General features: G+C 37.6%; 20 protein-coding genes and 2 pseudogenes. 10 read left to right on the top strand and 12 right to left on the bottom strand.

The annotated features are described in order from the left end of the window. The first annotated feature begins 55 nt into the window (after positions 1 to 55). The 10 genes and pseudogenes from HMPREF9073_RS12730 (at position 56) to HMPREF9073_RS12685 (ending at position 10,611) form a co-directional block, all read left to right on the top strand. Positions 56 to 298: a hypothetical protein gene (locus tag HMPREF9073_RS12730; RefSeq protein ID WP_009414193.1), complete on the top strand. Its 243-nt coding sequence runs from the start codon at positions 56 to 58 to the stop codon at positions 296 to 298. A gap of 366 nt (positions 299 to 664) precedes the next feature. Further along, entirely contained in the window at positions 665 to 1,846 is a 1,182-nt protein-coding gene (locus HMPREF9073_RS12725) for a proline dehydrogenase family protein (protein ID WP_009414192.1), read from the top strand. A 105-nt stretch (positions 1,847 to 1,951) separates the two neighbouring features. Continuing rightward, the gene (locus HMPREF9073_RS12720; protein ID WP_009414191.1) at positions 1,952 to 2,896 is read left to right on the top strand and encodes a ribose-phosphate pyrophosphokinase; all 945 of its coding nucleotides are present in this window, start codon (positions 1,952 to 1,954) and stop codon (positions 2,894 to 2,896) included. 50 nt (positions 2,897 to 2,946) lie between these two features. Continuing rightward, a complete protein-coding gene (locus HMPREF9073_RS12715) occupies positions 2,947 to 3,546 on the top strand; it encodes a 50S ribosomal protein L25/general stress protein Ctc (protein WP_002678801.1) in 600 nt (199 codons plus the stop codon). Between the two features lie 167 nt (positions 3,547 to 3,713). Then, positions 3,714 to 4,235: an NUDIX domain-containing protein gene (locus tag HMPREF9073_RS12710; protein WP_002678754.1), complete on the top strand. Its 522-nt coding sequence runs from the start codon at positions 3,714 to 3,716 to the stop codon at positions 4,233 to 4,235. Continuing rightward, positions 4,232 to 5,200 carry a polyprenyl synthetase family protein gene (locus tag HMPREF9073_RS12705; RefSeq protein ID WP_009414190.1) on the top strand — a complete coding sequence of 323 codons (969 nt, stop codon included), beginning with the start codon at positions 4,232 to 4,234 and terminating at the stop codon, positions 5,198 to 5,200. The genes HMPREF9073_RS12710 and HMPREF9073_RS12705 overlap by 4 nt, the downstream gene beginning before the upstream one ends. Positions 5,201 to 5,263: 63 nt before the next feature. After that, complete coding sequence (locus tag HMPREF9073_RS12700; RefSeq protein WP_009414189.1) at positions 5,264 to 7,669, top strand: RND family transporter; 2,406 nt, start codon at positions 5,264 to 5,266, stop codon at positions 7,667 to 7,669. Between the two features lie 75 nt (positions 7,670 to 7,744). Beyond that, positions 7,745 to 9,018 (top strand): annotated as a pseudogene (locus tag HMPREF9073_RS12695) (NAD(P)/FAD-dependent oxidoreductase). Between the two features lie 38 nt (positions 9,019 to 9,056). Then, entirely contained in the window at positions 9,057 to 10,139 is a 1,083-nt protein-coding gene (locus tag HMPREF9073_RS12690) for a methylmalonyl-CoA mutase family protein (RefSeq protein ID WP_009414186.1), read from the top strand. Continuing rightward, positions 10,123 to 10,611: a hypothetical protein gene (locus tag HMPREF9073_RS12685; protein WP_009414185.1), complete on the top strand. Its 489-nt coding sequence runs from the start codon at positions 10,123 to 10,125 to the stop codon at positions 10,609 to 10,611. Before HMPREF9073_RS12690 ends, HMPREF9073_RS12685 begins: the two co-directional genes overlap by 17 nt. On the opposite strand, the gene HMPREF9073_RS12680 is transcribed toward HMPREF9073_RS12685, so the two are convergent. From HMPREF9073_RS12680 to HMPREF9073_RS12625, 12 genes and pseudogenes are all read right to left on the bottom strand, one after another. Next, positions 10,606 to 12,240, bottom strand: coding sequence for an AMP-binding protein (locus tag HMPREF9073_RS12680; RefSeq protein WP_009414184.1), 1,635 nt, complete (start codon positions 12,238 to 12,240; stop codon positions 10,606 to 10,608). The two genes, HMPREF9073_RS12685 and HMPREF9073_RS12680, sit on opposite strands and share 6 nt — an antisense overlap. Positions 12,241 to 12,267: 27 nt before the next feature. After that, complete coding sequence (gene trmD, locus HMPREF9073_RS12675; protein ID WP_009414183.1) at positions 12,268 to 12,942, bottom strand: tRNA (guanosine(37)-N1)-methyltransferase TrmD; 675 nt, start codon at positions 12,940 to 12,942, stop codon at positions 12,268 to 12,270. Positions 12,943 to 12,946: 4 nt separating this feature from the next. After that, on the bottom strand, positions 12,947 to 13,585 hold the full coding sequence (locus HMPREF9073_RS12670) for a hypothetical protein (RefSeq protein WP_009414182.1): 639 nt from the start codon (positions 13,583 to 13,585) through the stop codon (positions 12,947 to 12,949). A gap of 13 nt (positions 13,586 to 13,598) precedes the next feature. Next, on the bottom strand, positions 13,599 to 14,201 hold the full coding sequence (locus tag HMPREF9073_RS12665; RefSeq protein ID WP_009414181.1) for a thioredoxin family protein: 603 nt from the start codon (positions 14,199 to 14,201) through the stop codon (positions 13,599 to 13,601). A 24-nt stretch (positions 14,202 to 14,225) separates the two neighbouring features. Beyond that, entirely contained in the window at positions 14,226 to 15,458 is a 1,233-nt protein-coding gene (gene clpX / locus HMPREF9073_RS12660) for an ATP-dependent Clp protease ATP-binding subunit ClpX (protein ID WP_009414180.1), read from the bottom strand. Beyond that, positions 15,458 to 16,117 (bottom strand): ATP-dependent Clp endopeptidase proteolytic subunit ClpP, encoded by a 660-nt coding sequence (clpP, locus tag HMPREF9073_RS12655; RefSeq protein ID WP_009414179.1) that lies wholly within the window; start codon positions 16,115 to 16,117, stop codon positions 15,458 to 15,460. The genes clpX and clpP overlap by 1 nt, the downstream gene beginning before the upstream one ends. Positions 16,118 to 16,393: 276 nt before the next feature. Next, positions 16,394 to 17,722: a trigger factor gene (tig, locus tag HMPREF9073_RS12650; protein ID WP_009414178.1), complete on the bottom strand. Its 1,329-nt coding sequence runs from the start codon at positions 17,720 to 17,722 to the stop codon at positions 16,394 to 16,396. Positions 17,723 to 17,824: 102 nt separating this feature from the next. After that, on the bottom strand, positions 17,825 to 18,454 hold the full coding sequence (locus tag HMPREF9073_RS12645; protein WP_009414177.1) for a trimeric intracellular cation channel family protein: 630 nt from the start codon (positions 18,452 to 18,454) through the stop codon (positions 17,825 to 17,827). A 1-nt stretch (position 18,455) separates the two neighbouring features. Then, positions 18,456 to 19,109, bottom strand: a complete 654-nt coding sequence (locus HMPREF9073_RS12640) for a DUF4348 domain-containing protein (protein ID WP_009414176.1) — start codon at positions 19,107 to 19,109, stop codon at positions 18,456 to 18,458. After that, the gene (locus tag HMPREF9073_RS12635) at positions 19,106 to 19,732 is read right to left on the bottom strand and encodes a hypothetical protein (protein ID WP_009414175.1); all 627 of its coding nucleotides are present in this window, start codon (positions 19,730 to 19,732) and stop codon (positions 19,106 to 19,108) included. Before HMPREF9073_RS12635 ends, HMPREF9073_RS12640 begins: the two co-directional genes overlap by 4 nt. Positions 19,733 to 19,767: 35 nt before the next feature. Then, positions 19,768 to 21,076, bottom strand: a pseudogene (mtaB, locus tag HMPREF9073_RS12630) (tRNA (N(6)-L-threonylcarbamoyladenosine(37)-C(2))-methylthiotransferase MtaB). A gap of 21 nt (positions 21,077 to 21,097) precedes the next feature. Beyond that, complete coding sequence (locus HMPREF9073_RS12625) at positions 21,098 to 21,460, bottom strand: hypothetical protein (RefSeq protein WP_009414173.1); 363 nt, start codon at positions 21,458 to 21,460, stop codon at positions 21,098 to 21,100. Positions 21,461 to 21,659: the final 199 nt, after the last annotated feature.

The following is a 21,659-nucleotide window of genomic DNA, read 5'->3' as shown; positions in this document are numbered from 1 at the left end:
TACTTATAAGTAGTGATTTTTTTGCTTTTATGTAACCCTTAAAAATATTTTGACTATGGAAACAGCTGTAACCTTTGCTACCTCTGATGTAGATAAATTAAATTCAATAAAAGATTTTATAAGATCTTTAAATGTCTTTATCATTCAAGAAGAGGACATACCTCAGCCTATTGAAATGACGCCAAGATTAGTAGATTTTCTTAATAAAATAGAGGCTCATAACACTCCTTTCGAGGAATGTGAAAATTTTGATGTAATGATTAATGAAGTAGCTTCTGAATATGGAATTACCTTATAAAATAAAGTAGTACCTAAACTATGAAGAGATACCCTTATATTGTGGCCTATGTAGTAGATAAGATAGAAAGAAGATTATTAAAGGTATTTTTAATATCTATCAAGATACCAGCAAATATCCCGAATAAAAGAACAAAAAGCTTCCTAAAATTTAGACAGATCTTCCTTTTTAGTATCAAACACAAAAACAACTGATTATCAATGTAATAAATTTATTAAAACACTAAACTTTGATAAATCACTCTTTCTAAAAACAACTCTAAAATCTTCTCTATTTTTCTTTTTTATCAAAAAACGAAATTAAAATTTGTACAATCAAAATAAAAATATTACTTTTGCCTCATCAACCGTTAATTGTAAAATTGTTATGAGTACACGTTTCTCCGACACTCAAACGGCTTTTGCTCTTAAAAGCCAATCTGAACTCAATTGGGCTTACCGCCTCTTTAAACTCATAGGTAGTAACACCCTTACTCGTTTAGGCATCGCCCTCACCAACTTCTCTTTAAAACTGCGTTTGCCTATAGAAGGTCTTATCAAGCGCACAGTTTTCAAACAATTCTGTGGTGGCATCTCCGAACAAGACTGTCTGCCTGTAATCAAAAAAATGCACCAAAAAGGTGTTGGCTCTGTACTTGATTACTCAGTAGAAGGAAAAGATGAAGAAACTTCTATCGAAGCTACTTTTGAAAAGACGATGGAAACCATTGATTTTGGCAACCTCCACCGCGACGAAGGTATTCCTATTGTAGTGTTTAAACCTACAGGTTTTGGTCGTTTTGCTATCTTCCAAAAAATTACTGAGAAAAAAGCTCTTACCGATGCGGAAACAAATGAATGGGAACGCATCAAAGCGCGTTTTGATGCTGCTTGTAAACGTGCTTATGACTACAAAATTCCTATCTTAGTAGATGCTGAAGAAAGCTGGATGCAAACCGCTGCCGATGACCTCGTAGAAGAAATGATGGAAAAGTACAACAAAGAAGAAGCTATTGTGTACAACACCTTGCAAATGTATCGTCACGATCGTTTACCTTATCTAAAAGGACTCTATGAACGTGCCGTAAACAAAGGATTTTATATAGGTGTAAAAATCGTACGAGGCGCCTATATGGAAAAAGAAAATGAACGCGCTGCCGAACAAGGATACCCTACACCTATCTGCCCTAACAAGCAAGCTACTGATGATAATTACAATGCTGTTGTACGATATATCATTGAACATATCGACCGAATTGCACTCTTTGCAGGTACTCACAACGAAGAAAGTGCAGCTTTGATAATGGACTTAATGAAAGAAAAAGGATTGCAACCTAACGACAAACGCGTGTGGATAGCTCAACTATACGGAATGAGTGACCATATCAGTTTCAATGCTTCTAAAGAAGGCTATAACATCGCTAAATATTTGCCTTTTGGCCCCGTACGCGAAGTAATGCCTTACTTAATACGCCGTGCTGAAGAAAACACCTCAGTAGCTGGACAAACAGGACGCGAGCTTTCTCTTTTAAAAGCTGAGAAAAAACGCCGTAGCCAAGAAAAAAAATAATAAACAGAATATTTTTTAGGGTTATAGTTGCTATTATCATTAATATTTGTAATTTTGCGCCCTGAAAAATTAGAAGTTTTTATACCTTAATGCTTACTGATAAAAATGTTTAGTGAAACCATCCCTAATTCAAAAATCTTCGCTTGTTCTAAAAGCATAGAACTCGCTGAGAAAATTGCAGAAAAATACGGTACTCCGCTCGGTGAAGTTAAACTATCTTATTATAGTGATGGCGAGTTTCAGCCCTCTTTTGAGGAATCAATTAGAGGGGCACGCGTTTTCTTAATATGCTCTACTTTCCCTAATTCGGATAATTTAATGGAGCTTTTGCTAATGATAGACGCTGCCAAACGCGCTTCAGCACGCCATATCACTGCGGTAATGCCATACTTTGGTTGGGCTCGCCAAGATAGAAAAGATAAACCTAGAGTGCCCATAGGAGCAAAATTGGTTGCTAACCTCTTACAAGCGGCAGGTGCTACTCGCATTATGACAATGGACTTGCACGCCGACCAAATTCAAGGTTTCTTTGAACGCCCTGTAGATCACCTTTTTGCTTCAAGTATTTTCTTGCCTTATTTGCAAAGTTTGAATTTAAATAACTTGTGTATCGCTTCACCTGATATGGGTGGTTCTAAAAGAGCTTATGCATATTCTAAGTTTTTAAAATGTGATGTAGTAATTTGCTACAAACAGCGCAAACAAGCTAATGTGATTGAAACAATGGAACTTATTGGGGATGTAGAAGGTAAAAATGTAGTATTAGTCGATGATATGGTTGATACTGCTGGCACCTTAGTAAAAGCTGCCCAACTAATGAAAGATCGAGGTGCTGTAAGTGTAAGAGCTGTTGCTACTCACCCTATCCTCAGTGGCAATGCTCACGAACGTATAGAAAATTCAGCTTTAGAAGAATTAATCGTAACTGATTCAATACCTCTAAAACAACCTTCAAACAAAATAAAAGTATTGAGTTGTGCTGAACTATTCGCCGACGTAATGCACAAAGTACACCACAATGAACCTATCAGTTCTAAATTTATAATGTAAAAATTAGGGATTAACTAAAAATAAGTAACTTAATAACTATATATAAATAAATGAAATCAATTACAATCAAAGGATCTCAAAGAGAAAGCGTGGGCAAAGCAGCTAGCAAAGCCTTACGTAATGCTGGACAGGTTCCTTGCGTACTATACGGAGGAGACAATGTTCTGCATTTTTCAGCACCTGAATTAGCGTTCAAAAACATCGTGTACACTCCTAATGTATACACCGCTGCGATTGAATTAAATGGTAAAACTTACGATGCCATTCTGCAAGACATTCAGTTTGACCCTGTAACTGATAAAATCATCCATATCGATTTCTATCAGTTGAACAAAAACAAAGAAATCACTATCGAAGTGCCTATCCAAATCGAAGGAACTTCTCCTGGTATTATGGCTGGTGGTACTTTGCGTATTGTTAACCGCAAACTCAAAGTAAAAGCACTTCCTGATAACTTGCCTGACTTCGTTCCTGTAAACATTTCAGGTTTGGAAATGGGTAACAAATTATATGTTACTAAATTAGCTCAAGAAAACTACAAAATTATGCACCCAGATAACACTGTAGTTTGCCAGATAAGAGTATCTCGTGCCGCAATGAAAGCTGCTCAAGACGCTGCTAAAGCTGAAAAAGCTGCTAAAAAGAAATAATATTTAGTAAATAGATTTTCTTACAAAAAGAGGCTGTCTAAAAAGTTTAGTTTTAACTTTTTTAGACAGTCTCTTTCATATTAATTCAACTAAAAAAGAATTTTTATACTGAGTATAATACTTTTTTCACTATATTTGTCGCCTGATTTTATACATTACTATTTTTTATGGAAAGTATTTTTAAACATTGTCCTAATTGTACTTCTACTCATATAGAGTTCCCTAACAACGTACGCTTTCTCTGCCACGATTGTGGTTTTACCTATTTTCATAATATTGCTGCTGCTGTAGCTGTAGTGTTTCGTCACCAAGATAAAATACTCTTTACAGTGCGCAATATGGATCCCGATAAAGGCAAACTAGACCTCCCAGGAGGATTTATCGACCCCGAGGAAACTGCTCAAGAAGCTGCTTGCCGTGAAGTAAAAGAGGAAATGGGAATGATTATAAAGCCTGAACAATTGCGATTTATCACTACCTTTCCCAACAACTATCTGTACAAAAATGTACCTTACCGCACTATGGATATTTTCTTCGAGTGCAAATTAGCTGAAGAACAAGTACACATAGTTGCTCCCGACGAAATCAAAGCCTTAGAATGGTTCAAACTACAAGAAATCCCTGAAGAAAAAATAGGTTTTGTATCGGTGAGAACGGTAATCCAACAACTAAAAAAATCCGCCCTATGAAAACAGTAGAACAATACAGAGAAGCCTTCTTAGACCATCTCAACTCTAAACTTTTTGTAAAAGAACCCCGCAATTTGTATGAACCTATGCGTTACATTTTGCAATTGGGAGGCAAACGATTGCGCCCTATCCTCACTCTCATAGCAACTGATCTTTTTGATGCCGATTACCACAAAGCTCTCAATGCAGCTATGGCTATAGAAATATTACATAATTTTTCCCTCGTTCACGATGATATTATGGACAAGGCTTCTTTACGACGTGGAGAGACTACTGTACACAAAAAATGGAACACCAATATCGCTATCCTCTCTGGCGATGCAATGCTGGTTAAAGCCTATCAATTATTAGACGACTATCCTACTGAGGTTTTTTCTCTTCTTACTAAAATACTTTCACGTACTGCTTTACAAGTATGTGAAGGACAACAATGGGATATGGATTTTGAAATTCAAACCGAAGTAAGTATCCCCGATTATTTACAGATGATACGCTACAAAACAGCTGTACTCATAGGGGCTGCTTTACAAATGGGGGTTATCATAGCTAATGCTTCTCCTGAAAATCAAATGCCGATTTATACTTTTGGTGAAGAATTAGGTTTAGCATTCCAACTGCAAGATGATTATTTAGACACTTTTGGCGATGAGTCTTTTGGCAAACGTATAGGTGGTGATATCATCGAAAATAAAAAGACAATTCTTTATCTAACTGCCTTAAAATTAGCCGATGAACAACAGCGAAAAACACTGTTACAACACTACGCTACTACCGAAGATAGTCAGCAGAAAATCAACGAAGTAAAAGCATTATTCGAAGCCACTGGAGCAACTACAGCTGTACGTCAAGAAATAGAGTACACTACCCGTAGAGCCCTTAGTGCACTCACCGAGCTCACCATCAGCGATGAAAAACGCCATTATCTAAAAGAATTTGCCCTAAAGCTAATGAATAGAAAGGTCTAACTTAAATTTGCTAATTGGCAAATTATTCTTATTTTTGCGCGCTAATTTAAAGAAGAGACCCAAATGTTTAAATGGATAAAAGCCAGTTTTTGGAGTACCATAGCTGGCTTAATATTGCGCAACCGAATTGCTTTTCTACTACTCATAATTGCTATCACTGGAGGCTTAGCTTCTCAGTGGAAGAACGTTCGCTTTACCTTCACCGAAGCGAATATGCTCCCCGATGATCACCCCGTGAATATGGAGTACAAACACTTCCTCAATAAGTTTGGTGAAGAAGGTAACTTGATATTAATGGCGTTAGACGATGAAAAAATCTATACGCCCGAGGTGCTCAACAAATGGATTGCCCTTAGTAACGAACTGAAGCAATTTAAACAAATAGACGCAGTTATCTCTATTAATAACCTCCCTATCTTGGTAAAGGACACTGCTCAGCAACGCTTTGTTACTCATAAATTCATTGAAGGAGAAGTAAAAACTCAAGCTCAAGCTGATAGTCTCCAGCAAATACTCTCCGAAAAATTGCCTTTCTACGAAGGTCTTATCTACAACAAGAAAAATAACACCTTGCAAACAGCCGTGTATATGAACAAGAAAATTGTCAATACACAAGCTCGCAAGGATTTTATCCTCAACGATTTTATTCCCATTGTAGAAAAATTTGAACAGCAAACTGGACTCAAAGTGCATACTTCGGGTATGCCTTATATTCGTACCCTTAGCGCTCAAAATATAATGGATGAGATTGGGCTATTTATCTTAGCTGCCTTACTTTCCACCTCAGCGATTTTCTTTTTCTTCTTCCGTTCATTCAGGGCAATGTTCATCTCTATGGGCGTGGTATCAATTGCAGTAATGTGGGTTTTTGGATTTTTGGGGCTTTTCGGCTACGAAATTACTATTCTCACAGGACTTATTCCACCATTAGTGATTGTAATTGGTATCCCTAACTGTGTGTTTCTCATCAATAAATATCAGCAAGAAATTAGTAAACACGGCAACCAAGCCAAGTCTCTTATTAGGGTTATCCGCAACGTGGGCAATGTAACCCTGCTCACCAATCTCACCACGGCTATCGGTTTTGCTACCTTCATTTTTACTGAAAGTACCTTGCTTAAACAATTTGGTGTGATTGCTTCTATCAATGTAGTGTCTATTTTCTTCATCTCTCTATTGGTTATCCCCATTATTTATAGTTATATGAGTATTCCTAAGGAAAAACACCTTAGGCATTTGCACCGCAACTGGATTGGTGGACTCATCAAATTCATTGAAAATACAGTTAAACACCATCGCATTGCGGTATTTACAACAGCTATTGCGTTGCTCATTTTGAGTATCATAGGTATTTACAAAATTAAAATTTCAGGGAGTCTCATTGAAGATATGCCTAAATCAGCTGCTTTCTTTGATGATATTGGCTTCTTTGAGAAAAATTATGGAGGAATTATGCCTTTGGAAATCACCATTAATACTAAACAAAAAAATGGCGTCACTAAATTAGCTAACCTCAAACGCATTGATGAACTCTGCACTCATATTGAGGAAATCCCTGAAATATCCAAACCTCTTTCATTAGTAAACTTAGTAAAATACGCCAAACAAGCCTATTACAACGGCAACCCTAAATATTACAGTTTACCTACTACTCAAGAGCAAAATTTCATTCTTTCGTACGTAAAGAACTCTAAAGGCAATGCCAATATGCTTTCTGCTTATGTAGATTCTTTAGGGCAAACAGCACGTATCACTACTTTTATGAAGGATATTGGTACGGAAAAGATGCAACAAATAGAGGAAAACATCTACACCAAAGCCCAAAAGCTCTTCCCTAGCGATCGTTTTGATGTAAAAATAACAGGAAAAGCCTATTTGTTTACCAAAGGTACTAATTATTTAGCTACCAACCTCATTTGGTCATTAGCCTTAGCTATTTTGCTCATTGCGCTCATTATGGCGTATATGTTCCGTTCGTTCAAGATGATAGTTGTCTCACTCATTCCTAACCTCTTACCGCTACTCATCACCGCAGGACTGATGGGCTATTTTGGCATTCCGCTCAAACCTTCCACTATACTTGTGTTCAGTATTGCCTTTGGTATTTCGGTAGACGATACTATTCACTTCTTGGCTAAATATCGCTTAGAGTTAGTAGCGCGTAATTGGAAGATTAGCAAATCAGTATATGCTGCTTTACGCGAAACAGGAGTAAGTATGTTCTATACCTCTATTGTACTGCTCTGTGGTTTCTCGGTATTCTTACTCTCAAGTTTTGGAGGTACCAAAGCCCTCGGCGGACTCATATCGGCTACTCTGCTCTTCGCAATGATGACCAACTTATTGCTCTTACCAAGTTTGCTTTTGTCGTTAGAACGCAGCTTGTCTAACAAAGAAACTATCAAAGAGCCTAAAATTGAGATTTTTCCAAAAGAAGAAGAGGAGGAAAACAACGAAAATGAAAAATAGTTTATAATTTTAATAATAAAGATAATAAAAACAATAATTAGTCATTATCAAATCGGCTAATTAACAATAATTATTATGGAAAACAAAAAACATATCGTAATTGTAGGCGGTGGCTTTGCTGGCTTAGAGTTAGTAAAAGTGTTGAACCGTTCTGGAAAATATAAAATTACCTTGGTGGATATGAATAACTACAACTTCTTTCCACCTTTATTATACCAATTGGCAGCAGGATTTATGGAGCCGTCATCTATCTCCTACCCTTTCCGTCGCTTATTCCGAAAGTATAAAAATGCACGTTTTAGGATGGCTACCTTACAAGAAGTTGTTCCTTCAGAAAACAAAATTATTTTGAGCAATGGCGAATTGCAGTACGACATATTGGTAATGGCTACAGGGGCAGAATCTAACTTCTTTGGCAACAAGAATGTAGAAGAAAAAGCTATGCCTATGAAAACTGTAGGTGATGCTTTGATGCTCCGCAACTTAGTATACACCCGTTTGGAGCGCGCTACCCGTACTGAGGATAAAGAATTGCGCCGTAAGCTACTCTCTTTTGCTATTGCAGGAGCAGGTCCCACTGGGGTAGAGCTATCAGGTATCTTTGCTGAAATGAAACAGAACATTATGCGCAAGGATTACCCTGAGCTTACTTATGACGATTTAGGTGATATTTATCTCATCGACGGACAAAACACCGTACTTGCTCCTATGAGCAAAAAAGCTCAAGCATATACCGAAAAGTCCTTGCTTAAAAAAGGGTAAAACTCAAATTAGGAGTACAGGTAACCGATTTTGTAAATGACGAAGTATACCTTTCGGACGGTACAGTGCTCGATGCTCGTAACCTAATATGGGCAGCAGGGATTTCAGCTAAAACCTTCAAAGGTATTGACGACAAACAATACTTGGGTCGTGGACGACGTATGAAAACCGATGCTTACAACAAAATGGAAGGCTTCGAGAACATCTATGCAATCGGCGATTCATCCATTATGACCGCCGACCCTCATTTCCCTGAAGGTCACCCTCAGCTCGCACAAGTAGCCATACAACAAGCTAACAACTTAGGAAAAAACTTCAATAAAGATTTTATAAACCCTACTCCCTTCAGTTATGTCGATAAAGGTTCAATGGCAATCATTGGTCGTAACCAAGCCGTCGCCGATTTGCCTAAACACATTTTCCTCAAAGGCTTCGTAGCGTGGGCTATTTGGGCATTTATACACATAATGTCGCTGGTAAACTTCCGCAACAAAATGAGAGCTTTGTACAACTGGATAGGTTATTACATCAGTAAAGATCAATCTTATCGTATGGTATTGCGCCCTAACGAAAAAGCAAAAGGATGATAATCAAGTAACAGGTAACAAGTAATAGGTAAATAAAAATGGATATCGTTGCAAAACAATGGAAACAACAATTGCAATATCTGCTGGAGGGAAGAGACTATGAGTCGCTTATATTCACTTCAGCAGAAGATATTCCTATTTTACCGTTTTACACCGCTGAAAATGTAAAAAGTCCTTATGCTATCAACGCTAAAACGCAAGTAGCTGTCCCTCTTTTCATATCTGATAAAGAAGCAACACTCAAGCGTATTGTTTTTTGGCAAGAGCAATCGGTATCTTTCTTTTTGTTGGATATACATCCTAAATTTACTCAAAAAGAAGTAGAAGAATGGCTACCTGCAAACTTGCAGTGTTTATTTACTAACTCATTTGCTATTGATACTACAATTTACCAAAAAGCAGGCGCCTCAATGGTGCAACAAATTGCCTTTGGGGTAGCCCAAATCAAAGAAAATCCTCACACTGCTGATGTACTCAATGTAAAAGTCGCAGTGGGAGGTACTTTTTTATTAGAAATAGCCAAATTGCGTGCTTTTCGCAGGCTACTAAATGAACAACTCCCTACCCTACCCCTTTGCCTCATCGCTGAAGTATCAAGTAGAGGTTTATCGCTACTGAAATCATCATACAACGAAAACTATGTACAATTAGCTTATGAAGCTGCCGTGTTAGGAGGTGCTGATTATCTACTGCCTAAAAATCCTCTTTTCTTTAAAAATAACAACCTAAATACTGAAAAAGCGAATGTAACAACCATTCAAAACATCACAGCTACACGCAACGCTACTCTGCTTAATGGAATGTATGCTATAGAAAGTCTCAGTTATGAAATGTACAAAAAAGCCCTTGTAATGTTAGAGCAGATTACAAAAAAAGGGGGACTTTCTGCTATCACAAAAAACTTTAGCTTGATAAAGGACATAAAACAGAAATCACAACGAGAGCAAGCACTTTTTAATGAGCAGTGCGCTTCTTTACCTGCCATAGATTTATACAGCCGTAAAGATTGGGATTTCTATCCTTTTAGCAAAAAAAAATCATCTGAAGTATTAGAGCTCAAACGCTTGTGGGAACCTTTTGAAAAACGCTTAAAACAAGAAGACTATGACAGAAACGCATAATGCCATAGCTGGCATACCACCTTATGAACGCGGATTTCACGTAATGGGGTATTTAAAAGAAGTGCCCCCTTTGCGCATTATCACCGATGAACTAATGGTAGTTAGTACTTTAGAGGAATTACCTCAAGTGCTTACTCGTGAAGAGACATACGTTTATATTCCTGCTTCCCTTCTTTTAGAAAATAGTACTCAACAAGATTTTATCAGAGAATTATCTTTTAACGACAAACTGCGCATTTTAGTAGATAGTCCTGCGAATAGTTTTGAAATGATTGCATTTCTCCGCCAATTGCGCGCTATTGCCAAAATACCAATCAGCTGCTGGGTGTATTCTATCACCGATTATCTCTATGCTCTCATAGCTCAAACCGATGATTTGATTACCAAAAATAAAGAGTTGGCTTTACCAGAAAACCAACTCTTGATAGCAAATAGTTTAGTTACAAAAACTATTGATCCTTTTTATCTATAATTCTTCTTCGGTATCTAAACCAAGTTCTCTTGCAGATATTTCACGCATTTCCACCTTGCGTATTTTACCCGAGATAGTCATTGGAAATTCGTCTACAAATTTCCAATAACGAGGTACTTTATAGTGGGCAATACGACCCTTACAAAAATCGTGAAGTTCTTGTTCGGTGAGGATAACTCCTTCTTTAGGTTTGATCCAAGCCATTACCTCTTCACCGTATTTCTTACTTGGTACCCCAATCACTTGAGCGTCCATTACGCCTACATACGTATAGAGGAAGTCTTCTATTTCTTTAGGAGAAATGTTCTCACCACCGCGAATGATCAAATCTTTGATACGACCTGAAATGTGGATATAACCATCTTCATCCATCATCGCTAAATCGCCAGAGTGCATCCAGCGTTGTTCGTCTATTACCTGTTGTGTAGCCTGCGGACTATTCCAGTACTTCAACATCACCGAATAGCCACGCGTACAGAGTTCACCATTTTCTCCTCGTTTTACAATTGCTTTAGTCTCGGGGTTGATAATCTTAATTTCCAAATGGTCGTGGATAGTCCCCACTGAGTGAATTTGTTTCTCAAAAGGCGCCCCTATCTTGGTTTGTGTAGATACGGGAGATGTTTCGGTCATACCATAACATATCGTGATTTCGTGCATATTCATTTGCTCTTTCACGCGTTTCATAATCTCGGGAGGACACAAAGCTCCTGCCATTACACCTGTACGCAAACTTGACAAATCGTAAGGATGTTTGTCTAATATATAAAGTTCAGAAATGAACATTGTTGGCACTCCATAGAGCGATGTACACTTTTCTTTTTCTATCGTTTCGAGAGTTTTGGTAGCATCGAAACTATCATTAGGGATTACCATTGTAGCTCCGTGAACTGTACAAGCAAGATTCCCGATAACCATCCCAAAACAATGGTAAAAAGGCACTGGAATACACACCCTATCCTTCTCGGTATAATTCATACGGATGCCTATAAAATAGGCATTATTGAGGATGTTGTGATGGGAAAGTGTAACACCTTTAGGATTGCCCGTAGTACCTGAAGTATACTGTATATTTACAGGATCGTCGAACTGTACTTTTTCTTCAAAAGAAAGTAATTTCTCGTCTGTAACTTTTTTACCATTCTCTAAGAAGCGTTGCCAGCTATCTCCCCAATAGACCTCTTTTCTAAGGGTTTCAGTAAATTCACGAGCATCGTCAATCATTTTTTTATAATTGCTACTCTTAAATTCAGGAGCTGCAAAAATAAATGATATTCCGGATTGATTAATCACATAAATCAGTTCACTGGTACGGTAAGCAGGATTGATATTCACCATTATCACGCCTATTTTGGCAGTAGCATACTGCAAGAGTGTCCACTCATAGCAGTTAGGAGACCAAATACCTCCTCTATCACCTGGCTTTACACCTAAAGCGATGAGCCCTTTGGCTACTGCTGTTACTTGCTCATAAAACTCGGTGTAAGTAACTCTATAGTTTTGATGTACAGAGATAAGCGCCTCTTTGTGAGGAAATTTTTCTACTGTTCGACGGAGGTTCTGGTCGATTGTTTCTCCTAAAAGAGATACATCGGAAGCTCCATAAGTGTAAGCTAAGTTTCTATTCATAAGGATTATTTTTAAGTTATTCTTTTGTTATTTCAACAGATCAGGGCGTTTGGCTTTAGTGTGTTTATAAGCCATATCTTCCCGCCATTGTTCTATTTTAGGTGTATTACCGCTAGTAAGGATTTCGGGTACTTCCCAACCTTTGTAGTTAGCAGGACGTGTATAGACGGGGGGTGCTAACAGATTGTCCTGAAATGAATCGGTGAGAGCTGAAGTTTCGTCGGAGAGGACACCAGGTATGAGGCGAATGATTGCATCGCAGAGTACAGCAGCTCCTAATTCTCCCCCTGAAAGCACATAGTCTCCTATGGAGATTTCTTTAGTGATAAAATGATCACGCACACGCTGGTCTACCCCTTTGAAGTGCCCACATAATATGATAATATTTTCAGCTAACGAGAGCTGATTAGCCATCTTTTGTTGGAGTGTTTTGCCATCGGGGGTGAGGAATATCACCTCGTCATAATCTCTTTCGGCTTTTAAGGCTGAAATACACTTATCGATAGGTTCTATCATCAACACCATTCCTGCTCCTCCACCAAACTGATAATCATCTACTTGACGATAAGCATTATTAGCATAGTCGTGTAGATTGTGGAAATGCACTTCCACTAATTGTTTATCAATAGCACGTTTCATAATGGAGTAGGCAAAGGGGCTCTCCATTATTTCAGGGACTACCGATATAATATCAAGACGCATTGGTTTAACGGTGTTTATTTATTTCGTCCTGCAACTGGCGACGCACTTTTTGCTCGCGTTCTATAGCTGCTTTGCGATAGTTTTCGTACTCTTCTTGCAATTCGGCTAAGTCACTGATGGATTTTTTAGTAACTACATTTCCGTTAGCATATCTATAGATATAGAAAACAAGCAATACTGTCAAAACAACCACAATTCCCCACATAATAGTATTGTAGAGCCCTTTAGAAAGCAAAGCTCCGAAGAAGTTCATACTATCTTTCTGGTTTTTAGTTTCATCAAGTGCTGTTTGTAGCTCTGTGATATTATCGTTGAGGGTTTTGATAGTATTTTCGTGTGTTTTTACGGTTTGTTTTTCAGCTTCAAGTCGAGACTTCACACTGTTGATACTATCGTTCATACTGCGTTGAAAGGTAGCTAATTTAGTTTTGTCAATCAGTTTGAATCTCTCATAAGAGTTTGATCTATCTACCATATACTGAAATTGTTCAGACAGAGTAGTGGGGATTTTTTCTTCTTGTACTGCTTCTACAGGAGCTACTTGAGTAGTAGTACGTGTAGTAGTACGCATAGAAGTTTCTTCTTGGGCAGTAGCTGAAAAGAAAGCAAAAGCTGCTATTGCAACAAACGTAAGTTTTTTCATATTAAAATTATTATTATATAGTTTCTAAAATCTTTTTGAAATCATCTACAATGGTAGCACCTTTATCTTGGTTATACCATCTTTGTAGGTTTTCTTTGAACTCAGGAGAGAGTTTGCCATTTTTAGCTTTTTCCTCTTCTACCATTTTGGTAGCGACTGATGGGCGAGATCCCCAATGTGCTAGTACCTTATCCTCTAAGTCTAAAAACACTACTATAGGAATTGCTTTACCGCCATTGGTAAGAAAAAGGTTCATCAAAGCTTCATTTTCATCTCTAAAAACGAGTTTCATAGTAATTTTAGGGTTGAGTTCAGCTATTTTATGTACCACAGGTACAATTTGAGCTGCATCGGCACACCAACTTTCAGTAATCACTAACAAACAAATACTTTTAGGATAATTTATAAAGAATTGTGCTTTTTCTTCGGGTATCTCTATAGTTTTATCCAAACGTTTGTAGCGTTTTTGGTTAAGAGCTGTGTAGTACACACGCTCTTCGGTCTGTTCTTCCCCACTTGATTTACCTTCGGCTTCGTACTTATCTATTAGATTACGATAGGTTTCGTAGGAAACGGATTTTAGTAGGCTATTGCGGATGATTTGTGTTTTTTCCATTGTTATTTAGGTAAGAGTTAAGAGTTAGGAAGCAATTTGCAAAGTTGATTTATTGAGTTTTTCTTCCGCATATTCTTCAGTAACTATCAATTCTTTAACTCCTGAATTAGGGAGTTCGAACATTGCGTCGGTGAGAATATTCTCGCATAGTGAACGTAAGCCACGTGCACCGAGTTTGTACTCTAAGGCTTTTTCGACGATAAAATTGAGAGCTTCCTCAGTTATATCAAATTTAATACCATCCATTTCAAAGAGCTTTTTATACTGCTTGATAATGGCGTTCTTAGGTTCGGTGAGAATCATACGTAAAGCGTGCTTATCCAATGGATTCATATAGGTTAGCACAGGTAAACGACCTATAATTTCGGGGATTAAACCAAAATCTTTTAAGTCTTTGGGGATGATATACTGTACCAAATTTTTCCTATCGACTTGTGTATTTTTGGACGAGTTGTAACCTACTGTTTGCATATTGAGACGTTTAGAAATAACGCGTTCGATGCCATCAAAAGCACCTCCAGCAATAAACAAAATATGTTCGGTATTTACCTCAATATATTTTTGGTCGGGATGCTTGCGCCCGCCTTTAGGCGGCACGTTCACCACTGATCCTTCCAAGAGTTTGAGCAATGCTTGTTGCACCCCTTCACCCGATACATCACGAGTGATAGAAGGATTATCGCTCTTGCGGGCAATTTTATCAATTTCATCTATGAAAACGATACCACGTTCGGCTTTCTCTACATCGTAATCGGCAGCCTGTAAGAGGCGAGATAGGATACTTTCGACATCTTCGCCCACATATCCTGCTTCAGTAAGTACTGTAGCATCAACAATAGCAATGGGCACGTTGAGCATTTTGGCAATAGTACGGGCCACCAAGGTTTTACCCGTACCTGTTTCGCCAACCATAATGACGTTGCTTTTTTGGATTTCGACCTCATCGTCTGCATCGGGTTGTTGTAGGCGTTTGTAGTGATTATAGACCGCCACAGAGAGGATTTTTTTAGTAAAATCCTGACCTATCACATATTGGTCGAGGAATTGTTTGATTTCTTGAGGTGTTTTGAGGGTCATATCACCTGATACTACAGGCTTACCTTTTTGAGCTTTACTACCAAATGCTTCTTCAATAATGAGATTGGCTTGTTCAACGCAATAATTACATATATTACCAGCCATACCGCGAATGAGCATTTCGGTTTCAGATTCTGCACGACCGCAGAACGAACAATATTCTACTTGTTTTTTAGCCATTATTTTCTTTCTAATACTTCGTCGATCATACCATATTCTTTAGCTTCACGGGCTATCATCCAATAGTCGCGTTCAGAATCTTTATACACTTTAGCAAAAGGTTGCTTAGTGTGTTTGGCAATGATTTCGTAGAGTTCATTTTTGAGTTTCAACATTTCTTTGAGGTTAATTTCCATATCACTGGCTACTCCTTGTGCTCCTCCTGAGGGTTGATGAATCATTACACGAGAGTGTGGCAAAGCTGAGCGTTTACCTTCAGCTCCTGCACATAGTAATACAGCAGCCATTGAAGCAGCAATACCTGTACAGATAGTGGCTACATCGGGTTTGATGAACTGCATAGTGTCGTACATACCCAATCCTGCATATACGCTACCACCGGGAGAGTTGATATAGATTTGGATATCTTTGGCACTATCCACGCTTTCCAAGAAAAGCAATTGAGCGGTAACGATATTTGCTACTTGATCGTTCACATCAGTGCCAAGGAAGATGATTCTATCCATCATCAAGCGGGAAAAAACGTCCATTTGAGCTACGTTTAGCTGGCGTTCTTCCATAATATAGGGAGTCATACTACCTACTATTTTATCGTAGTAAAGGCTGTTTACTCCGTGTTGTTTAATTGCGTATTTTTTAAATTCGTCTGCTAAATTCATTTGTTTAGTTATTAGTTGTTAGTCATTAGTTTTTAGTGTTGTGGTGATTAGGTTATAATTTATCTATATTTTTCTAAAATATTGATTTTCTAAAATATTGATGAGTTCTTCTATGGTTATCTTTAGTTTACTAATATCATCGCCAAGGGCTTGTAGTCGGTTGAGAATTGTTTGTTTCATTTTTAATAAATGTAGTCCAAAATTGCCAAATAAGATACAACAATAGTATTTATCATTAGCAATTTTGGACTGGTTTATAGTATTTTGCAAAAATTACTATTCAGGGAAAGCTATTTTTACGAACTCATCAAATGTTACTTTTTTAACTTCTGTTTTAACATTTTCTTTGTAGAAGTCGATGAGTTTTTTGAATACTAATTGTTGCTGAATACGTTGTACTTCTTCACGGTTTTGCAATACGCGATCAACGATACCATCTACATAGCTATCGTCATCGGTAGGCATACCATATTGAGCTAATTGACCTTTGATATAATCACGTGCAAAATCTTTCAACTCTTCGAACTTAGGATGTAAGTTATTTTCATCCAACACTTTACCTTCGATAAGTTGGTAGCGCAAACCTTTTTCTGAACGGCTGTATTCTTCTTCAGCTTCTTGCTCGGTAAGTTCTTTTTCACCTGCTGTACGCAACCATTTTTTAAGGAAAGTTTCAGGGAGGTCAAACTTAGTATTATCTACTAAATAATCGGTAACTGTGTTGAGGAAATGCTGGTCGGCTTGCTCGTTGTATTGGTGTTGAGCGCCTTCTTTTATTTTGTCGCGCAATTGTTGCTCAGTAGTTACACTTCCATCAGGGAAGAGTTTGTTGAACAACTCTTGATCTAAAGCAGCGCCTTGACGTTCGTTTACCTCTTCCAAAGTGAAAGTAACTTCCACCTCTAAGTGGTGAGCCTCGTCGTGAGATACTTTGAGGTAGTGCATTAGACTATGAGCATCTTTGAACAAACCTTTAGTTTGCAATTGGAATTGGTCGCCTATTTTTTTACCGATGAACTCTTTGCGTGCTGCATCACTAAGTTCTTCTAAAGTGAAAGTAGCTTGAGAATCGATAGATTTTTCTTCGTTGAAGAAAGTACCTGTAATTTCAAGGCTATCATCGTTGATTACTTCACCTTTAGCAACGAGTTTACCAAATTGTTTTTGGATACGTTCTACTTGTTTATCGATTTGGTCATCGGCTACTTCTATTTCATAGCGAACTATAGCTTTTTTAGGTTTTAAATTCACTTCGATAGTAGGAGCTAAGCCAATTTCGAACTCGAAAGTAAAATCGTCGGCATCTAAGTTGATATCTTGTTTTTCTTTAGGCAGTGGATTTCCTAAGATATTGAGTTTTTCGTCGTTTATATATTTGTACAACGAGTCTTGCAACACACGGTTGATCTCGTCAAATTTTACAGCTTTGCCGTACTGTCTTTTAATCATACCTGCAGGTACGTGACCTTTTCTAAATCCAGGGATAGAAGCGGTTTTTCTGTAATCGTTTAGTACTTTTTCTACTTTATCGGCGTAGTCGTTTTTTTCAATTGCTATCTTAATGATCGCATTTAAAGCATCTACTTGCTCTCTGTTGATATTCATTTTTAAAAATATTTAATCTAAAATTTCAAATTGCAAAGATAGTACAAAATGTTTATATACACAAGGTTTTATGTGTTTTTTTTAGGAATTAGGAATTAGGAATTAGAATTTTGGCAGTTCCCAATGGTATTTTACCGATAGCAATCGCACAGCAATTACTACCATTATAGTGATGAATACAACTAAGTTGTGATTGACAAAATCATCGATAAGGAAATAGACTGTACCTCCTGCAATACAAGCGGTTGCATAAATTTCTTTATGAAAGAGGGCAGGCAATTTGTTGGCTAAGATATCACGTATGACTCCTCCAAAACTACCCGTCATCGTACCCAGAATAATAGCGATGGTAGGCGATAAACCAAAACGCAGGGCTTTTTCTATCCCTATAATTGTAAAGACCCCCAACCCAATGGTATCGAATAACATCAGTGATTTGCTCCAGTGTTCTGAAAACTGCTTTTTGAAGAGAATGGTAATCACAACACTAATGACAATCATCAATATATAAGTGAGGTTATTCATCCAAAATACGGGTACACTACCTATCATAATATCGCGGAGTGTTCCCCCTCCTACTCCTGTTACAAAGGCTAAGATGAGCATTCCAAAGATATCCATACGGCGTTCTAAGCCCAGCAATACGCCCGAAACACCAAAAACAGTCGTTCCGATTAAATCCCAGAGATAAATCTGGTCGATTTGTGATAAAAATTGAATCAAATCATCCATTTTAATGCCAAATTTGAGTAAGTTTCCAAGTGTTTCCTATAGGAATAAAGACGAGTGTTATTGATTTTTCAGTGTTTTCACACAACACACTATCAGGATAATAACTAAAGTTATATGTTTGTAATTCGTTGAACTCATCGGTAAGGAGTTCTTCTTCGGTAAGAAGTACACTGTCGTCATTCTGCCTCAATAAGCGCAAGAGCGGTTCAGCTAAGTGCTGCTGCCTAAAAGCCATATCAGTAGTGAATTGCTTAAAAAAATCGGGGAATTGCTTTTGCTGAGTTTTTGTTTGCTCAGTTAGTTTTTTCATTTCGGCATAAGGTAATAGAGTCCCTTTTTTTTGTTCCCAAAACACCTGTTTACAATCATCTTTTGGCACTGCAAAAGTATAGAGATGTACATCGGTATACGACAATTTGTTGAGTAGTTGCAAACGATAATAGGTTTTATTATCTCTTTGCACACTATCCTGCACCCAATAAGTGGGATTATTCCCTGCAAGGGTTTCTAATTGCTTTATTTTAGCTTTTACTTCTGCTAATTCGGCAACTGTTTGCTTTGCAGTATCGGCATTGCAAGATTTTTTGAAGCCTATAACGGAGTTATCGCAGGAAAAAAGCAGTAGAGATAGGGTAATTGTTAAAAGGATTTTCATCTTTCAGATATTACTTTTACTTTATAATCCAACTTATCTACATTTATGTTTTCAGGAATCATAGGCAAAGTATCCATCTTTTCAAAAAACAATTCATAACCACACTTACTCTCAAAAATATCAGGCTCATTTACATCTAAAAAGCCTAATACTTTTACCCCATAATTACCTGCTGGAATATCAAATCTATCTCCTGTATCTCCATTTAGTTCTCCTCCTTCTACATTAGGTTGAGGATTTAGACTTTTTTCTGTAGCAAAATCGGAATAATTACTTTCATAATCCCAATTCATAATCATAAAGATATCTTCCACAGCTAATCTTCCGCTTTTTACTTGTAGAGGCAATGAGACTTCATTTTTAAAAACTACCCAATCGGTAGGGATTTCACTTTTTGAGGTCGTATTTATGAGTATTTCATAATCAAAAGGTTCTATATTATAGATAGGTAGTAATATTCCTCGTTGGATACTTTCCTCTCCTATTGCAGGGTTATTGATGAAGTATTTCAGTAAATCATTATCTTCTATACCTTTTTCGAGTAGGAACTCTTGTAGTACTACTGGATCGAAGAGTACAAACCCAGGGAATTCTAACATTAATTCTGTTTTATAGTGTACCATTGTTGTTTTATTATTTTTAAATTTCTTTGTTCTACTTATACAAACTCAAAGCGCACCATTCCGTCTACATCTATTTTGGTAAGTTTTACTTTGTGGAGGGTATTCACTAAAGCAGGATCCCAAGGAGCTTTTACTTTTACATAATTCTCGGTAAACCCGTGAATGTATCCCTGCTTGTTGTCGCTCTCGAAAATGGACTGTTTTTTCTTTACCTAACTGACTCTCATAAAAAGCATTGCGTTTCTTAGCTGACAATCCGCGTAACATTTTGCTACGTTTAGCTCGTACTGCATCGGGGACTACACCATCCATAAGTACTGCTTCGGTATTGTCACGCTCGGAATAAGTAAATACGTGCAAGTAAGAAATATCTAATTCGTTTAGAAAATGATAAGTTTCTAAGAAATGTTCATCGGTTTCGCCAGGGAAACCTACAATCACATCTACCCCGATACAAGCATCAGGCATCACTTCACGTATTTTGGCGACTCTACTTACATAGAGTTCACGCAAATAGCGGCGCTTCATTTTTTTTAATATATCGTTACTACCACTTTGTAATGGAATGTGAAAGTGAGGTACAAAACTTTTAGACTGTGCTATGAAGTCGATAGTTTCGTCTTTGATAAGATTAGGTTCAATAGAGGAAATGCGCAGGCGTTCGATACCTTCGACCTTATCAAGAGCCTGCACTAATTCTAAAAAGGTATGTTCGTGTTTTTTATTACCAAATTCTCCTTTGCCGTAATCGCCTATATTCACACCCGTAAGCACAATTTCTTTGATACCTTTGTCGGATATTTTTTTAGCGTTATTCAATATATTTTCGATGGTATCACTTCGCGAAATACCACGTGCCATTGGGATAGTGCAATAAGTGCACTTATAATCGCAACCGTCCTGCACCTTCAAAAAAGCACGTGTACGATCGCCAATGGAATAACTTCCGACATAGAAATCGGTTTCGGAAATTTCGCAGGAGTGCACGATGCCCTCGTTGTTTTTGGTGAGGTCATCAATATATTGAGTGATATTGAACTTTTCTTTGGCACCTAATACTAAATCAACTCCATCTACTGAAGCGAGTTCTTCTGGTTTTAATTGAGCATAACAACCTACTGCCGCCAAGAATGCCTTAGGGTTTGTTTTCAGTGCTTTGCGTACAATTTGTTTGAACTGTTTGTCGGCGTTTTCGGTAACCGAGCAGGTGTTAATCACATATATATCAGCAGGGTCGTCGAAATCAACACGAATATAGCCATCTTCTTCAAAGCTACGTGCAATAGTAGAAGTTTCGGCAAAGTTGAGTTTGCAACCCAAAGTATAGAATGCTACTTTTTTCATTTAGTTGTTAGCGTTTAGTCATTAGTCGTTAGAAAAAAAGTCTCTATCCAAAAAGTATTGGACAATGGCTTTTTTCATCAGTATGGTTTGTTCTCCAGGTTTGAGAGCGGGGAGCTCTTGTACTAAACTATAATGAGGCCAACCATCAGGGTCAGTAAATTCATATTTATAATAACCAAAGGGTTCAAGGAGTTTACAAATAGCGATGTGCATTAGGTCTACTTTTTCATCTTTGGCGTAAGGGCGACCTATTTGTCCGAGTTCTTGTACTCCAATGAGATAGATGATACCATCGACATTCAGAGTTTCACCCTCTGTAAAAGTATCGGAGAGGCGTTGCACAATTTCCTCCCAACGGGCTTTTAGCAGCTCGTGTTCCGTCATAATAAAAAATCATTTTGGCGGCAAAGGTACAAAATAATTACGAATTACGAATTACGAATTACGAATTACGAATTACGAAATACAAATTACGAAATAATAACAAGAGAGCTACTCTGGTGAATAGCTCTCTCATTATTTTGTTAATTTGCTTTATTATCTAAATAGAGTGAAGTTACCGTAGAACTCACGTTTGTCGTAC

This window comes from Capnocytophaga sp. oral taxon 326 str. F0382 (assembly GCF_000318295.1).
Classification (GTDB): Bacteria; Bacteroidota; Bacteroidia; order Flavobacteriales; family Flavobacteriaceae; genus Capnocytophaga; species Capnocytophaga periodontitidis.
Note: the sequence above shows the minus strand (reverse complement) of the source record. Positions and strands in the feature narration are given on the sequence as shown.